13 protein-coding genes and 4 pseudogenes are annotated in these 16,836 nt (G+C 55.4%); 4 read left to right on the forward strand and 13 right to left on the reverse strand.

What is annotated here, in order from left to right; all coding sequences use genetic code 11:
• Positions 1-15: 15 nt before the first annotated feature.
• The 5 genes from OA238_RS08285 to OA238_RS08305 form a co-directional block, all read right to left on the reverse strand.
• Positions 16-1,563 (reverse strand): TRAP transporter large permease, encoded by a 1,548-nt coding sequence (locus OA238_RS08285; protein ID WP_015494845.1) that lies wholly within the window; start codon positions 1,561-1,563, stop codon positions 16-18.
• Positions 1,563-2,318: a TRAP transporter small permease gene (locus tag OA238_RS08290; RefSeq protein WP_015494846.1), complete on the reverse strand. Its 756-nt coding sequence runs from the start codon at positions 2,316-2,318 to the stop codon at positions 1,563-1,565. Before OA238_RS08290 ends, OA238_RS08285 begins: the two co-directional genes overlap by 1 nt.
• A gap of 76 nt (positions 2,319-2,394) precedes the next feature.
• The gene (locus OA238_RS08295) at positions 2,395-2,880 is read right to left on the reverse strand and encodes a flavin reductase family protein (RefSeq protein ID WP_015494847.1); all 486 of its coding nucleotides are present in this window, start codon (positions 2,878-2,880) and stop codon (positions 2,395-2,397) included.
• Positions 2,881-3,765, reverse strand: coding sequence for an aldo/keto reductase (locus tag OA238_RS08300; protein ID WP_044038115.1), 885 nt, complete (start codon positions 3,763-3,765; stop codon positions 2,881-2,883).
• 10 nt (positions 3,766-3,775) lie between these two features.
• Positions 3,776-4,936, reverse strand: coding sequence for an LLM class flavin-dependent oxidoreductase (locus OA238_RS08305; protein WP_015494849.1), 1,161 nt, complete (start codon positions 4,934-4,936; stop codon positions 3,776-3,778).
• Positions 4,937-5,138: 202 nt separating this feature from the next.
• Between OA238_RS08305 and OA238_RS08310 the strand changes: the two genes are divergently transcribed.
• Positions 5,139-5,849, forward strand: a complete 711-nt coding sequence (locus OA238_RS08310; RefSeq protein ID WP_015494850.1) for a GntR family transcriptional regulator — start codon at positions 5,139-5,141, stop codon at positions 5,847-5,849.
• Positions 5,850-5,852: 3 nt separating this feature from the next.
• Positions 5,853-6,959, forward strand: coding sequence for a Gfo/Idh/MocA family protein (locus OA238_RS08315; protein WP_015494851.1), 1,107 nt, complete (start codon positions 5,853-5,855; stop codon positions 6,957-6,959).
• A gap of 284 nt (positions 6,960-7,243) precedes the next feature.
• On the opposite strand, the gene OA238_RS08320 is transcribed toward OA238_RS08315, so the two are convergent.
• Positions 7,244-8,350, reverse strand: coding sequence for a hypothetical protein (locus tag OA238_RS08320; protein WP_144055864.1), 1,107 nt, complete (start codon positions 8,348-8,350; stop codon positions 7,244-7,246).
• Positions 8,351-8,511: 161 nt separating this feature from the next.
• Between OA238_RS08320 and OA238_RS29970 the strand changes: the two are divergent.
• Positions 8,512-9,460: pseudogene (locus tag OA238_RS29970) on the forward strand (IS30 family transposase).
• A gap of 98 nt (positions 9,461-9,558) precedes the next feature.
• Here OA238_RS29970 and OA238_RS08330 read toward each other — a convergent pair.
• The gene (locus OA238_RS08330; protein ID WP_015494853.1) at positions 9,559-10,113 is read right to left on the reverse strand and encodes a CIA30 family protein; all 555 of its coding nucleotides are present in this window, start codon (positions 10,111-10,113) and stop codon (positions 9,559-9,561) included.
• Between the two features lie 345 nt (positions 10,114-10,458).
• Between OA238_RS08330 and OA238_RS08335 the strand changes: the two genes are divergently transcribed.
• Positions 10,459-11,028, forward strand: a complete 570-nt coding sequence (locus tag OA238_RS08335; RefSeq protein ID WP_245581468.1) for a rhomboid family intramembrane serine protease — start codon at positions 10,459-10,461, stop codon at positions 11,026-11,028.
• Positions 11,029-11,268: 240 nt separating this feature from the next.
• On the opposite strand, the pseudogene tnpC reads toward OA238_RS08335, so the two are convergent.
• From tnpC to OA238_RS08360, 6 genes and pseudogenes are all read right to left on the reverse strand, one after another.
• Positions 11,269-12,447 (reverse strand): annotated as a pseudogene (gene tnpC / locus OA238_RS08340) (IS66 family transposase); the annotation flags it as partial.
• 15 nt (positions 12,448-12,462) lie between these two features.
• Entirely contained in the window at positions 12,463-12,684 is a 222-nt protein-coding gene (locus tag OA238_RS33625) for a DUF6444 domain-containing protein (RefSeq protein ID WP_051076388.1), read from the reverse strand.
• Between the two features lie 110 nt (positions 12,685-12,794).
• Positions 12,795-13,307: pseudogene (locus tag OA238_RS08345) on the reverse strand (ISL3 family transposase); the annotation flags it as partial.
• Between the two features lie 25 nt (positions 13,308-13,332).
• A complete protein-coding gene (locus tag OA238_RS08350; RefSeq protein ID WP_015494856.1) occupies positions 13,333-14,589 on the reverse strand; it encodes an ISL3 family transposase in 1,257 nt (418 codons plus the stop codon).
• 194 nt (positions 14,590-14,783) lie between these two features.
• Positions 14,784-15,536 (reverse strand): annotated as a pseudogene (locus OA238_RS08355) (ISL3 family transposase); the annotation flags it as partial.
• 442 nt (positions 15,537-15,978) lie between these two features.
• Complete coding sequence (locus OA238_RS08360) at positions 15,979-16,803, reverse strand: IS5 family transposase (protein ID WP_015494857.1); 825 nt, start codon at positions 16,801-16,803, stop codon at positions 15,979-15,981.
• Between the last annotated feature and the right edge of the window lie 33 nt (positions 16,804-16,836).

A 16,836-nucleotide genomic window follows, 5' to 3' on the forward strand; every position in this document is an offset into this window, starting at 1 on the left:
GAATTTAGTTTGGTGTTAGTTTGGTGGCGGTCCAGGGCTAATGCAAGCCATGTAACCGATGTCAGGCGGGCATCCGAGGAAGTCCGCGAGATAGGGAACCGTCATGGAAATTTGCGGGAAATAGGTGAGCAAGAAGATCACCACGACTTCGACCGCAAGGAACGGCAGGATGGCCCATGCGATGGTTTCGACCTTTTCGCGGCTGACCGTCGAGGCCACGAAAAGCACCAGACCCATGGGGGGCGTGGCAAGGCCAACTGTGAGGTTTACCGACATAATGATGGCGAAATGCACGGGGTGCACGCCGATGTCGGTGAAAATCGGGCCAAGGATTGGGCCAAGGATGATGATCGCGGGGCCCGCGTCCAGAAACATGCCGACGATGAACAGTAGGATGTTAATCAAGAACAGCAGGATCAGCGGGTTTTCAGACATCCCAAGGATGATGTCGGCCATGGTTGTGGCCGCACCAGACGTCGCCACGATGGTCTTGAACGCCACAGCCGCGCCGACCAGAAGCAGCACTGACGCCGACGCGAGGGCGGAGCGTTGCAACACGTCAAAGAAGTCTGCCCACGTTAGGGAGCGCAGAACAAAGACGCTGACCAGCAGGGCGTAGGCGACAGCGACGGTGGAGGCTTCGGTCGGGGTCATGACGCCGACAAGGATACCGCCCAGAATGATAATTGGCGTTTGCAGCGGCACGACGCCCTTTTTGCACACGATGCGGAAGTCGGCGCTGACAACAGTGCGCAACCACATAAAGAAGAAATGCGCGAAGACGAGCAGCACCGCCAGCGTTCCTACCAGCATCCAGCCTTGCGGTCTTGCAACACCAGCAAATGAGGACCCAAGCCGGAACACTGCCCAGAGCAAGCCCATGAAGTTGATGCGCAAAAGGATCAGGGACAGCCAATGTTCAATCGGTGCAATGGTCTGGTTTTTGTGAACGATGCGTTCGGCTTTTGGCAAATCGTAGCGATCGGCCATCAGGCGCACCATGACCATCAGGCCGATACCGACCAAGATACCTGGAACTATGCCCGCCATAAACAGCGCCGCAACGCTTTCGCCCATGACATAGGCGTAAATAATCATGATGCCGCTGGGCGGGATGATCGGGCCAATGACAGAACTGGCAGCGGTGATCGCCGCGGCAAATTTACGGGTATAGCCGTTTTTTTCCATGGCGGGGATCAATGTGGAGCCAAGCGCAGATGTATCGGCCACGGCAGATCCAGACAGGCCCGCGAACAATATTGATGACAGGATATTCACCTGTGCCAAACCACCGCGCATGTGGCCCATGAAGGCCTGTGAAAATTCCACAAGGCGTGTGGTAATGCCGCCGCGGTTCATCACCTCGCCTGCCAACATAAAGAACGGCAATGCCATCAGTGGAAAGCTGTCGATGCCGCTGTAAACATTGCGGTACAGGATCGCGAGATCCCTTTCATTGCCCGTGACCCACGTCATGAAACCCGGGGCAAACAACAGGGCGAACACGACAGGCGTGCCAATCATCAAAATGGCAAGGAAAAGGGGGAGGAACCAAATCAGCATTATGATGCACTCGCGATCTCTTGGTCGCCAAGCGGGGCGAGGCCAGCGTCGCGCCCGAACAATTTTAACCCTTGGCGCAGGATCAGTTCGACGCAGACTATGATCAAAAGGTTAATGCCGACCCACAGGGCTGCATATTGGTAATAATTCGAAAACTTCGCGCGGCATTTTCCGATCTCGACGCCGAACGGCCAGCGCAGGGTGGATGAACAGCCGCGCCCTGACAGGCTGTCGACGTGATTGTTCAGCCCCTTGTCCCACATCACTAGAAGCACCGCGAAGGACATCGCGAACAACACGAGCGTGAGCACCGTGGCGAGGCGTTCAGACAGGGCGCGTTCCAGCATATCAATGGCGACAAACCCACCGTGACGATAGGCAATTGGCGCCATAAGTCCGGTCATCCACAACATGCCAAATCGCGCTGCTTCTTCGGTCCAGTTTGGCGCGTCGTTCAAAGCATAGCGCATGAAGACTTGCAGCAGGATAAAGCACACCATGAGCACCAATGCGGCAACGGCAATAGACTTGCCGACCTTATGAATACTCTCGTTGATCGCCGCATGAGCTTGTGCGGCAGGGATTGGGCGCAGAATGCAAGCCAGCCAAAGCGCCGCGGCCATTAGACCGACAAGGGCCATGTCGCTGACGCCAATCGCATCGGCCACGGCCTCTCGTCGGTCCGAAAAGGCACCGATCAGCAGGATCGCGGCGTAAGCTGCGACGAGTGCTGCGATTTTAAAGCGTCCTCCCAAAGTATGCCCTCCCTAGGCGTCATTCAAAAACGTACATTTTAACTTTTTATCAGTCCCTTATGATCCATTCTTAATTTTAGCCTTTGATTGATACGAACCGACCTGCCTGAAACAAGAGCGGTAAACCATCACGTGCTGCGGCCTCAATAACGCGCCCGACGATGATAACGTGATCGCCCGCATCATGTTCTGCGTCCAAACTGCATTCGAACCGCGCAAGGCAGCCGTTGATCAGCGGAACGCCGTTTGCGTTTGTGGTCCAATCGAGCCCTTCAAACGCCGACTTGTCGCGGGTGAAATCGTTGCACAGCTGCTGTTGATGCCCGTCTAGCACGTGGATCGCAAAATGCTTTGCACCGGTGAAGTATTTGAACCGCTTGGATGATTTCGCGGGCGACCACAGCACAAGGGGCGGATCGAGAGACACGGAGGCAAAGCTGTTTGCGGTGATACCGATCGGTCCCTCAGCCGACGCGGTCGTCACAACAGTCACGCCAGTTGCATAAGCACCCAAAGCGTCGCGAAACGCGCGCTGGTCCGTGATTGGGTCAAAAGCGTTCACCTATGCCACCTCATGGCCAAGGGCCGATTCATAGAGTTTGAACCATGTTTGGCGGGTCATCTTTACATTAAAAGCGTCAGAGAACCCTTTGATTCGGCTTATGTTATTTGTTCCCATAACAGGCATAATACTTGCTGGATGTGCCAGCAGCCAAGCGACTGCAACGGCAGCGCGATCCACGCCATTGTCGCCCGCAACTGCGTCCATCGCGCGGCCGAGGTCGGTGTCAGCTGTCATCAATGCGCCACCGCCAAGTGGCGACCACGCCATGGGCGCCACGCCGCGTTCCTGCAGAAAGGCCAGATCACCGTTGGTCAGCGCATCGTGGGTGGACAGCGAGACTTCGAGCTGGTTAGTCACCAGCTTGGATGCCATGGCAGATTCCAGCAAGGTCCAGTCGTGCAGCTTGAAATTCGACACACCAACTGCGCCGATTTTGCCAGATGCGACAAGGGCATCCAAGGCCGCACCGGTTTCATGATGGTCCATCAGCGGATCGGGGCGATGGATAAGCAGGACATCAATCTTGTCGATCCCCATCAAGCGCAGGGAATGGTCAACTGAGGCGACGATATGGTCACGCGTGGTGTCGTAATATTTGCCCGGGGCATCCGAATGGCGCCCCGCTGGCGCAAGGATATCGCATTTTGTCACGACTTCGATTTGGTCGCGGATGTCTTGGGTCAGACCCGCGCCCATGATTTCTTCGGCCATGTAACCGCCGTAAATATCGGCCTGATCCATGGTCGTGATGCCCTGTTCCAGACAGGCTTCGATTTTGGCCTGAACCGCTTTGGGGGATGTGTCGTCAACGTCGCCAAGCCGCCACATGCCATAGACAATGCGCGACAGGGACAGATCGGGGGTCAGGGTAATGCGTTCCATAGATGCCATATTATATACGAGGTCCGTTTCCGAGAGGGGTTGCAGGGGTGTCGCTGGGGACACGACCATGAACATGGGGTAATGAGCAGGTTTTCAAGTCCGGCATCACAAGCTTGCCGAAATATTTGGCTTCGTCAATGTGCGGATAGCCGGAGAATATGAAGCTGCGGATGCCCATTTTGCGGTAGTTTTCGATCTTGGACAAGACTTGGTCGGCGGAACCAACAAGGGCCGCACCGCAGCCGGATCGTGCGCGGCCGACACCAGTCCAAAGGTTGGGTTCAACGTAACCGAATTTGTCGGCCAGTTCGCGGGCTTTGGCCTGATGGGCCACGCCGAGTGAAATGCTGTCATGAGCACGGTCGCGGATCAATTTCCCGTATTCATCGTCCAGTTTGCTGACCAGATGATCGGCGTATTCGCGCGCTTCGATTTCCGTGTCACGCACGATCATATGGACCCGCAAACCATAATCGACGGTGCGGTTATAGCAGGCCGCCACTGCGTTCACATCGCGCATCCGCTGCGCAAGCTGATCTTCGGGTTCCGGCCACATCAGGTAGACGTCGCAGTGCTGACCACACAGTTCGAGTGCTGCGGGGGAATAGCCGCCGAAATACAGCAACGGGCCGCCAGTTTGGTAGGGTGTTGCGGGCGCGGTTGGGACGTTGGCGAACTTATAAACCTCACCATCATAGTTGATTTCGTCGCGCGTCCACGCCTGTTTCAGGATTTCCACGACCTCGTGGGAGCGTTTGTAGCGAAACGCGCTGTCGGCTACTTCACCGGGAAAATCGGACGATATAACGTTGAGGGTCAGGCGGCCTTTCAGCATGTGATCCAGCGTTGCGACGGTGCGCGCCAGCATAATGGGCTGCATTTCACCGCAGCGGATCGCGGCGAGCATGTTGATCGATTTTGTCAGCGGGGCCATGCCTGCCACGAACGACAATGTGTCTTGCCCGACCTGAAAACTGGACGGAGCGAGGACGTTTCGAAAGCCTTGGTTTTCGGCCTCAAGCACGATGTCGCGACAGTGTTCCCATGACGAACGCAATGCGCCATCCGGCACGCCAAGATAGGCGTAATCATCTGAACACAAGGCGGAAAACCAGCTGACTTCGGACGCATCGAGGTTGGCAGATGTGACGGGCACGATTGTTTTTTGCATTAGATTGGTCCCGCTTTGTCGCCGCCTCGCCCTCCGGTCGAACGCGAAAAGTGGACCGAATTGGACGGTGATAATGCAAAAAACAGGGTCATGATTCTCCTCCAAGAGATCAGTGTTGTCACTTGCGTAGCACCCCAAACCTAGTGCATCAATAGTGTATCAATTATTTCACGATGCAGTCGCACCAAGGGAGGACGCGCAGATGCCAGAGCGACAACGCCCAACAGCGCTGCCCAAATATGTGCAGATCGCCGAAATGTTGATCCGCGATATCGCGGCCGGACGGCTGGTTGACGGCGCGCGACTGATGCCGGAACGCGAGATGGCCGAAGGGCTGGGAATCGCCGTTGGAACCTTGCGCAAGGCGTTGGATTTGCTGGCGGAAAAGCAGTTGTTGGAACGGGTGCACGGGTCGGGAAACTATGTGCGCGCGCGCAGTGATGTGTCATCAGTATATAGCTTCTTGAGGATCGAACGGCTGCAAGGTGGTGGGCTGCCCACGGCAGACGTTTTATCGATTGATCGCATGGCCGTTCCCGCGCAAGCGAAGTTTGCCAGCGCTGACGGATTTCGGTTTCGCCGATTGCGATTCATGGACATGGTGCCTGCTGCGATGGAAGAAATCTGGCTTGACGGTGCGGTCACGGACGTGGTCGACGAAGCGGCAGTGTCTGAATCGCTTTACCTCTATTATTCGGAAGCTTTGGGTGTGGTGATCACCAGTGCCGAGGATCGCGTCAATGTTGCGCCGACGCCGGATTGGGTCGACGGGCGGTTCGGGCTATCTGCAGGCGATATGGCGGGCTACATTGAACGCACAGGGCGCACGCGGACTGGCGAAACTGTAGAATTTTCAAGAACTTGGTTTGACCCGAACCAGATCAATTACGTTTCACGTTTAGGAAAGAACTGATCCATGGACATAGTAAACTACGGCATCATCGGGTGTGGTATGATGGCACGCGAGCATATCGCCAACATCAATCTTTTGCCTCAAGGGCGGGTCACGGTTGTTTATGATCCGGTGCGCGAACTGGCTGAAAGCTGTGCGGTTTTGGCGGGCAAAGACGGGGCGGCGGCGCAGGCTGTCGTGGCAGACACGCTGGACGATTTTCTGGCGTTCAGCGATCTAGATGCCGTGGTGATCGTCAGCCCGAACCACCTGCACGCACGCCAATTGCGCGAGGTCGTGAGCAAGCGCCCGTTGCCGATCCTGTGCGAAAAGCCGCTTTATACCGCCCCTGCCGAAAGGGGCGCGCTGGATGCGTTGTTCAAGGGGTATCCGCACCCCGTCTGGGTGGCGATGGAATACCGCTATATGCCGCCTGTTGCCGCGTTGATTGAGCAAGCGGAACAGGCGACGGGGGGGATCAGCATGTTAACAATTCGTGAACACCGCTTTCCGTTTCTTCCCAAGATTGGCGACTGGAACCGCTTTAACGCCAACACGGGCGGCACGCTGGTCGAAAAATGCTGCCATTTCTTTGATCTGATGCGGTTGATCCTGAAGGCAGAGCCGGTGCGGGTGATGGCGAGCGCAGGGCAGGCGCTGAACCACAAAGATGAGACGTACGATGGTCAAACGCCGGACATTTGGGACAACGGCTATGTCATCGTTGATTTTGACAGTGGCGCGCGGGCGATGCTTGAACTGTGCATGTTCGCCGAAGGGTCGCGTTATCAAGAAGAGATCAGTGCGGTGGGGCCAAAGGGCAAGATCGAATGTCTTGTGCCGGGTCCGGGCCGGTTCTGGCCTGCGAAACTCGGCCCCGCGCCGGTGCCACAGCTGATCATCAGTCCGCGCGCGCCGCAGGGGCCGATTACGATGGATATTCCTGTCGATCCAACACTGTTGAATGCAGGGGATCACAACGGATCGACGTTTTATCAACACCAGCGGTTTAACGCGGTCGTGCGCGGGCAGGGCAGTGTCGAGGTAACGGTGAGCGACGGCGCCAAAGCAGTCGCTATCGGAATCGCCGCACAGGAAAGCGCAAGGTTGGGGCAGGCTGTCGAGATTTAGGTGAGGGCATGGCGAAAGGCGGCTATGCGGGACAAAGTGTGAGTTCGCTGCGTGCGCTTTTATGTGAGATTGTGGAGATCGATACGCTCCGGTTCTGACTGATCGGAATCTTAGTTTTGACGGGAATGGAAATGGCGCATTTCGGTTGAAACGTTTGTGTGCGAACGGGTGGACAGTGATAAACTTATGCAGACTTTGCATCTATCGGAAGCCCAATATGGTAAGCTCTTGTCACCGAAAGGTTGACGCATTTTTTCGGTGCGGCTGTTCAAACAGCGACCGTATCAGTTCGTAGCGCCAGGCCCCATAGCGCCGGGATCACAGTTCCCGACAACCGGCGGAGTCGCACGACATTGCGCTATCACCGTCTGTTCTTGTAGCCGGCAAGAGACTAGTAGAGGCCCGCGCATTATGCCGCCGCCGACGTTCTCGCAATCACAGCTGATCGCGCCACATTCACCCCCGATAAGCTGCTCTGCTAATTTGAACGCATCACCGCACCACTTTCCAAACAATGGTATGGCGTCACAAATTGATTTCAGAACATCCTTGGCAGTGTCGCTACCCCATGGCCCTCTGGACAAAACGTTAAGGCGATCACTAATTTCTCCGTAGGCCTCCTGATCAAGGTGCCCCGTTGCCATCGCGTCAGCCACCAAATTTAACGCTTTGGCGGATTCTCCGAACATTTGTTGGTTCCACACCAATGAATCGCGCACGGCGATAGTAAGAGGCGCCGAGATCGTCACACGCCCGCCCAAAGTCATAAGACTTGTGAAAGTGTCGACGAACTCTTTGGCGGTAGCTTCATCCATAGCAGCGACATCGGGGTTGCTCCGCACCAACTCTGCAAACTTGGCGAGATTTCCTAACGTATCAGTTACGGTGGACCCTAACCCCTCTATCCCGCTGGCTTCCGAAATCGTGTCCGCGATGCTTGGCAGTCCGATTTTATCAGCGACGGCGTTCAAGTTGTTGATCGCGTCATCCAAGGCAATCGCGGTTGCACCCAACAACGTATGATTTTCCTGCATCTCTGCTACGGTACTCATCAAAGGCCCGATGATTGCGGCATAAGTATTAACATCTGTGTTCTCGCCAGCGCTGGCCAATACCCCTAGCGCATCTACCAAATCCGCCGGACCAGACTCGATCATTGCCTGTTGGCCCAGCATCGTTGCGAGAAGTCGCGCGTCGGGTGCGTCAGGGTTAGCCGAAGCTATCGCCTCAATTTCACGCAATGCGGCAACACGATCCGCCGTGGTTGTCGCCTCGGTCAATCGCGCTCCCGCAGCTTCCATTTGCATCTTCGCCTCATCGGAAAACTCTTGTGCAAAGGCTGTCGTCGCGGAAATAACAATTGCAAGCATCGGTCCTTTGCGAACATTCACCTAATCGACCAACTCTGCAGCGCAGCTTTCGCATTTCTGACATTCATGCACTGCGCAGCATTTTAAACAGAGCATCAATCATCGAGCCAAACTATCAACAGATATCTTAGACTCAAGTTTCAAATGCAACACTCAGAGCCCTTTGGGCATAGGATGTTGTGATGGACATACGAAGCAAGCACCTCAGCAGCGAGGACCGTGGCGTGATATTAGCCGAGCATAATAGGGGCAGCAGTCAGCGGTTGATCGGCCAGCTTTTGCATCGCCCGGCGAGCACGATCTGCCGTGAGCTGGCGCGAGGTCGGCAGGAAGACGGCAGCTATTGCCCGCAAGCGGCGCGGCAGGCCTATGATGCCCGGCGCGCGCGCTGCCGCCGCAAGCGCAAGCTTGTGGAGGGGAGCGATCTTAATCGTTTCGTTCATGGCAAGCTCGTACATCTGCACTGGTCGCCTGAGCAGATTGCGCAGAGACTGCGTCTCATGAAGCCTGATGATCCATCCGCCCATGTGAGCCATGAGACCATCTATGCCGCGATTTACGCGCAGCCACGTGGCGGGCAGTGCTATGGTCCCGGAATCATTGCGCATTATCAATCGCCCTGAAGAGATCGAAGCACGACTGGTACCAGGCCATTGGGAGGGCGACCTCATCAAGGGCGCATTCAATCGCTCGTCAGTGGGGACCTTGGTCGAGCGCAAGACACGCTTTGTCATTCTTTGCAAAATGGACGGCAATGGGGCCGAGGCCGCGCTCGACAGCTTCACCCGCCAGATGAGACGACTACCCGCTGCTTTGCGCAAGAGCATGACCTATGACCGTGGCTCCGAAATGGCCTGCCATCCGGAATTGGCGCGGCGATTGAAAATAGATATCTGGTTCTGCGATCCGCACGCCCCCTGGCAGCGCGGCAGCAACGAGAACACCAACGGACTGCTGCGTCAGTTCATGCCCAAAGGAACTGACCTGAACGGTGCAAGCCAAACATGGCTGAACGACGTTGCAAACCTGATGAACAACCGTCCAAGAAAAACCCTCGGATGGAGAACACCCGCTGAAGCTATGGCCGACGAAATCGTGGCCTTTAAATCAACCGTTGCACTTGATGTTTGAATCCAAGTATTGCGGGGCACCTATGCAAATCTGCTATTCGAGGGTGGAATTTTCGCACCCTCATTTTTGGGCCCTTAAAAAAGATAGTTTCCTTTGTCTCAATAGACCCCGATAGCTCGCACAGACAGGTCGGCGTCGTGGTCTCGTCCGAAGGCAACAATGGCAATACTGCGCACATCTGAAATCTTGAAGGACTGGCGCAAAAGTCTACCGTAAGGCTCGAAGGCCTCGAACGGAACGCGCACCTCCCGCCACGTTTCAGATGTCTCAAATTTGGCCTGATACAATTGCCAAGACAAGACAGTCCACTTTGTTCTGAGGTGTAGGTAGTAGGGTTGGGCGTTGCCGCGCACAGTCAAAACGATACCTTGCGCTGTGTCAGACAACGGTGCGTCCAGCTCGGTACGGGCCTGAATAAAACCGCCTCGGTTGGCCGTGCTAACGCGGCCAGTCAATCGCAAGACGGGCTGATTATCAACCATCTCGAATGCCACCCTGCCTTCTGATACGCCGCCCATAACCTGATCGCTGAAGTAATCCCAACGGGCGGGTTCAGATACTGGAAATTCAATCATGGTGCCCTCAGCAAAGCTAAGTGTGGGACAAAACAGGGCGGCAACAAGCGCCAGCCTGAGCAAATTCAGAAAGCGCATGTGTTACTCCTTGGTCAATCCAGATGTGGTAAGGCAGCGTGGAAAATACAACGGTTGTGGACAGTTTGCTGCAATTGGACCCTAAAGGGAGCAACAATACCGGCCTGCTTTTGGCCTAGAGGCAGGTTCATTGGGCTGCAGTGACGGATAGTTGAGAGCGTCATCAGACGACGTCCGTGATGTGTAGGAAAACTACCCGACCAGAACCGATGCTGCGACCTTGGCTATCTCTAGGTGAAGGATTAGATGCAAATCATGAATTCTACATATCCAAGAAACCAACAACCGCTTCGCCAGTCGCCTCCGACCGGAGCGCCTATGTTCCTTTGGATGATTGTAGGTGTTATGGTCGCGATCGAACTGGTGCTGAGCTTTTCCTCATCCGGCATAATTGGAACAGATAACCTACGCTGGCCAGCCTTAGTGCTCGGAGCATTCTGGCAGCCGGTCTTATCCGGCGCTCTGCCGCCAGTTTACCCGGGCCAAATAGCTCTGATGTTCGTTACACACGCCTTTCTGCACGGTGGGTTTATGCATCTAGCGATGAACAGTGTCATCCTTTTGTCGCTGGGAAAGTTCGTCTCAATCCATATTGGGGTCGCCAAAACGGTGTTGGTGTTGTTTCTCTCGGCTGTCGGGGGCGCGGCATGCTTCGGACTGATATCGTCCAGTAGTGCACCGATGATCGGAGCGTCCGGGGCGGTATTTGGGCTAATAGGGCTCTGGCAGGCTATGGATTATCGTATGCGGCGGCGATCGAAACTCCCGGTCAGGCCTGTCGTCATGGCCTTTCTGGGACTGGTTGCGTCCAACATCTTAATTTTCGTGCTGCTGTCGGGCGGCCTCGCCTGGGAAGCGCATCTTGGCGGTTGGATCGTCGGCTGGATTTCTGGGCAAAGTTTCGCGCGACGCTGAGAAGCGCAGGTGTAGGCATTTTTCCGCTCTGGCCGTTGATATCCCACACAGGAGAGTCAATCATGCACATGTTGATGTTAATCATTGTATTGTACGTGCCATAATCTTGTTTCTACTGATGATGACGTGTTGCTTACAGGCTCTTCTCCGCTTTGTTGAGTTATTCTAGGATTTCAAATAGAACATAGGTAACTCCCAAGGACCCCATCGGATATCGGGTTTTGTGTTGCCCTTGCGACGTTAGAGCCGAGCGATGATCTGTTGTGGTGATAGGGTGAGTGTTTCGAGGATATTGCCCCCGTGTTTTCTGACCGTCGAGATGACGGATCTGATGTCAGCGAAGACCTGCGCGCCCTCGAGGGTGCGGAAAGTTCCCGAGATTTTCATGCGCAACTTCATCATGCGCAGGTCCCGTTCGGCCTGATTGTTGGTGAAGGGAACTGTGAAGTCCGTAAGGAACCTTAGGACGTCATCACGGTAGTCGCGCAAGCGGACCAGAAGGTTATGGCCTGGCCGCCTGGCTTTTCGGCCTCGCGCACCAGTGCGTCTAGCCAGTGGGTCTTGTCGCTCATGGAAGGCGAGGCCCTCGGTGAGGATCGCCATGTATTTGGTGAGGATGCCGTGGTGAACCGACGTGGGGAGTTCGGTCTCGCCTCGCCCCTGAGCCGCGCACTTGAGCTGATTGGCGCTGTTGAGCAGCACGCTCATCGCGCACGCCCACGGCTCCTTTTCGATTTCTTCGATGGCCTTGAGTTCCCGTAAATGATGCGCCCCGCACAGGGCGTGCGCGTCCACCCCACTCATATGGGCGTAATAGGACTTCCAGTGGTCATGAACAATTGTCCCGCCGGTCAGGAAGGATGGAACAGCACCGCGCTTGGCGCTGATGCGATAATGCGTGAAGGCGAGATCGCTGATTGAGTGCAGCCAGTGCAGCTTACCAGCAACACGAAGTCCGGTCTCATCCAGATGCCGAACGCCGCCTTCATTGAGCCGGGCCAGAATGTGTTCGACGACGCCACCCAAGGTACGCGCTGTGCCGTTCACCCAGTTGGTCACGCTGGCCGCGCATAGGCTGGTGGCACCAAACAAATCACGCAGGAGTTGGCAGACCCGATCCTCGGGGATCAGCTGCTGAACATTGCAGTAGACCGCCGCCGCCCGAATGCGCTTACCGTATTGCACGTGTGTATTCACGCCATCGGGAAAGGTGGCTGTCGTCGTGGCTCGGCAATAGCCACAACAATAAATCGCTGCCTGATGCTCTGTGACCTCCAGACGTGGCACCGGTATGTCATAAACCTGACGCCTCTCCACCGCCTTGATCATCCCAGCCGTTAAGCCATGCTGACAGGTGCCACAGGCCTCAGCCTCATGTCGCTCCACAAAGTCAGGCGTTGCTGTCTGACGTAGGGTGTCGCCTCGGTGGCCAACTTAACCACCACTTTTCTTACCGGACTTACCACGCAGGCTACGCGGTACCGGCTTCTTCAACCCATCACTCGAAGGCGGCTTGCTGCTATTACTGCTGTTCTTGGTCAACTGACGCCGCAGATCCGCATTCTCTTGCGCCATGCTCGCCAACGCGGCTTCCAACTCGGCGATCCTGCGCAGAGCCGTGGCGAGGAGTTGTTCAAGAGCAGTAACTTGGTCCATTCCACCAATGATTCAGAGAAATCGTCACAGCGCCACGAAATTCAGACCACAACAGAAAATTCATGCGCCTAATGGCCAAGGAGACTCACATCAAAACTGACAAAAACCCGTTATCGGCTGGGGTGCTTGGGAGTTACGAACATAGATTGATTATCTGGGATGGATGATTGTCTAATTTTGAGTTTGAAGTATTCGGTATCCCTGATGCCCCTGGCTCGTTTGCGGATCATTCCTATACTGACATTACCAGCCTCTATCCTGGCGCTTGTCAGCTTGTGTTTCGCGTAGTTGCATATGCCCACACAATGTTTTCTTAGGGATTTTGCGAACTTTTTCAGATAGAGCATGTGTGACTGATCTGCGATCAGGCACCAATTTTCCAGTTGCTCTGACATCCCCTCAAATGATGGGGCGCTCCACAGAGCCTGAAGCTGTTCTTTTAAGACGTAAAGCGTATTCAGGTTGCTATTGCTCTCCAGCAACGTTTGCAGCTTGTTACTTTGTTTTTCATTCAACTTATCCGCATTTTTGAGCAACAGATAATGCGTGCCCTTCATCAACTCTTTACCACTTGGATCGGCCTTCCTGAACTCAAGGCGACGCTGATTATGGCTATTTCGCGATTTGTGTGGGTAGTTTGTTTTCCGGTCACTCAACGATAGCCCTAGATGTTGTGGTGTAGGGCGACGCTTGCAGGTGGCTGAGTTTGCCAGAGATCAGATAGGCCATGAGGATGAGGTTGCGTGGTTTTCGATATCCTCTGGCGCGCGCCTTGGCGGCTTGGATTAAGCCGTTGATGGCCTCAACTGAGCCATTGCTCAGGGCGCTTTCAAAGCTGTTAAGGATACCATACCAGTGGGTTTTCAGGGTCAGGGCGAGCTTCTTGAAGGGCGCTAGCTTGCTGCGGCGCGCCCATCGGAACCATGCGGTGAGCCGCTCTTCGGCCTCGGCGCGCGTGGTCGCCGCTGCAAAGATGTCGCGCAGCGCTTCCTTCAAGCGGAAGGCGCGCCCTGTCTTCAGCTGCATGCGTGATAGCGTGTGGTGCTGTGCAATCTGTTTTTTGGTCCACTTCTTTTTGTCCTTGAGCCACATCCATCGGCTTCGTTTCAGGGCGGGCTCTGCGCGCACCTCAGCACGCCTGACTTCTTCCAGCGCGGCGTTGGCCAGCTGGATGACGTGGAACCTGTCGAAGGTGATGGCCGCGTTCGGCAGATGCCGACCGATACCAGCAATATAGGCCCTGCTCATGTCGATGCAGGCGGCAGTGATGGCGTCCGGATCGCCACCATGGGTACGGAGGTCTGCAGTGAAAGTCTTGACCGTGCCCGCATCGCGGCCTTCACAGGCAAAGAGCAGTCTTCCCGCCTTGAGATCATGGAACAGGGTGATGTAATTGTGGCCGCGCCGCGCTGCTGTCTCGTCGATCCCGACAGCCGTCACGTCGCTGAAGTCCTCCAGCTCGCGCGCAGCCGGGACGTAGTGGTCAAGCACGCGCCATGACCGGTCGTCCCCGATCTCGAGAAGATCGGCTATGGCCTTCACCGGCATCTCTTTGGCCAGAGCGATCACGAAGGCCTCGAACAATTGGCTGAAGCCGCTGCCACTGCGCGCCCAGGGAACCGTGATCTGCCCTGTCTTGCCGCATGCGCTACAGGCAACACGGGGAACGGAGGCGTGGATGAAAGCCTTGTGCTCAATGAAGCGCAGATGCTCCCAGGTCCGGGGCCGCGTGTCATGGACCGGCTGATCGGCCGCGCCACAGGACGGGCAGGCAAACCGGGTGCCAGGCTTGAAGCGGATCTCGAAGTGGATCTCCTTTGCCTTGGTATCGAAGCGCACGTCGGAAACGCTCCAGGGCGCTTGCAGACCAAGCGCAATCGTAAACAAGTTTGTCTCGGGCCCCATGGTTCCCCTCCATCTTCTGATCTGTGGGAACTATATTCTACCTTGCGACATCGCAGACGCCAACAGATCCGGCGCGTCAGGCGCTGCGATATGTGAGGTCTACGCGCTAGACGCGCCTCACCTCGCGACCACAACATCTGGTGACAGCATCAAAAGGCCATCGCAGGCCTACCCACACAATTCGCGAAGGGACCCTGATTATGGATAGCCTTGCTGTAGTTTTTCATGACGTGGAAACGGTCAAATACGATGTCGGCCATCGGCAAGGACTCCCTGACAGCCTTTTGGTAGGCAGGCCCCATATCCATCGACACGGCCTTTATTTTATGGGCTGTATCTGGCTGCAGCTGTTTCAAAAACCTTGAAAAAACTTCGGCAGTTCGACCGGCTTCCACCCAGATCAGATGCCCTCCGACCATATCGTAGACCACCGTCATATAGTCATGACCTTTCGCCCGGGCCACTTCATCGACACCAATGTATTCCAAGCCAGCAAGCTGTGCGGGATCAAGCGCAGGGAGCGTTTCCATCAGGTATGCCTTGTCGATATTCTTTACCGTCTCCCATCGTATACCTAAATGCCTGGAGACAGCCAGAATGGATAAATGACGGCACAATCCACTGATAAGATGGCAAAATCGATGGGTGAAACGGCACCCTTTATCAACAGAAGGACACGCCTCAATGCGGCGCTCACCCTTGCTAATAAAAACCTGCGCTAGCTCAATCTCAATCACACAAGGATACCCAAAAAACGGGATGTCGTTTACTTGTCGGCGAATATGTTGGTTGATGCTACCCTTCTTGCCGGTTGCAGGGTCTATAGCGCTCCTGCGGGCATCCCGACTGCACTGAACAATAACCTTCGCACAGTCTTCAGCCAGCTCAATTTCATTTACACGTTGCCCCTTCAGGCGTAAAATATGTTGCGAGATGTCGATGGTCATATACCTGCCCTATGAAAAGTTGTCAGAAACCTAACATATCAACAGGTTACTTGATGGTCGGAATCTTTTCTTACTCAACAAAGCGGAGAAGAGCCTGCTTACATCAGTTTTATAGCAAGATTAGAATGGGTTGAGACATGCGGCGACGCAGCATAATCTTGCCGGAAGCCCCTACTGCCAGATCGACGTGAACGGCCCTGAGCCTATCTTTGTCTTGTCCACGGCGAATGGCAGGATTAAGCCCTCGTAGATGATCCTGCAACGAGCAGGAATGTCCGCAATCGGGTCATGCCAAATTCTAGTTGCGTGATTTGCTTGTATTGATCATCAGCGGCGCCCCGGTTCCATACTCGTGGGAGTTATGGACTTTACGGGTGACGCAAAATCACTAGGCATCGACCATTCAGCTCTAAGAGTCTGATTCAAAACTAACTGAATGTTCTCAATTCCTTGCGAGATGCCGTGTGACGCGTCTGATATGCGCGATGAGGATCCAAGCCTCTGCGCTTGCGATGGATTTCTCCCAATCTTTCGATAGGCGGCGACATCGGTTCAGCCAGGCGAAGGTGCGCTCGACGACCCACCGCCGCGGCAGAACTTCAAATCCCTCCGCGGTGTCAGAGCGTTTGACGATCTGGACGGTCCATCGGCCGAGGGCCTTTAGCGCGTCCCTCCGTTTGGGTCCTGCATACCCGCCATCCGCAAATACATGTCGCAATGATGGATAGCGCGAGGCGATAATTTTAAGCACATCGGGTGCGCCGTCGCGGTCCTGAATTCCGGCACTGTGGACCACCAAGCCTATCAGCAATCCAACCGTGTCGGTTACGATGTGGCGCTTGCGGCCCTTGATCCGTTTGCCCGCATCATAGCCCTTAATACCGCCGCTTTCAGTGGTTTTGACGCTCTGGCTATCGATGACCCCTGCCGTTGGCTGGGCTTTGCGGTTCTCGGCCAGACGCGCGGCTTCGACCAGCTTCTGGTTTATCTCATCAAGCACCCCGTCATCGCGCCACGCGTAGAAATAGCCCCGAACCGTTGAAACTGGCGGGAAGTCGTTCGGTAACATCCGCCATTGGCATCCGGTTGTTGCAATGTAGAGGAGCGCGTCGACCACCTCGCGTAAACATGTTGTACGGGGCCGACCAGTTGTCTTGGGTGGCGGCATTGAAGGCGCTATCAACGCCCATTCCGTATCGTTCATATCGCTTGCGTATTTATCGCCTTTTCGGTCGTGTTGACGGCGGGTGAGTTCAGTCCAAGACATTGTGATCTCCATTCAGCTTCACAACCGAACAGA

Source organism: Octadecabacter arcticus 238 (assembly GCF_000155735.2).
GTDB classification, from domain to species: Bacteria; Pseudomonadota; Alphaproteobacteria; order Rhodobacterales; family Rhodobacteraceae; genus Octadecabacter; species Octadecabacter arcticus.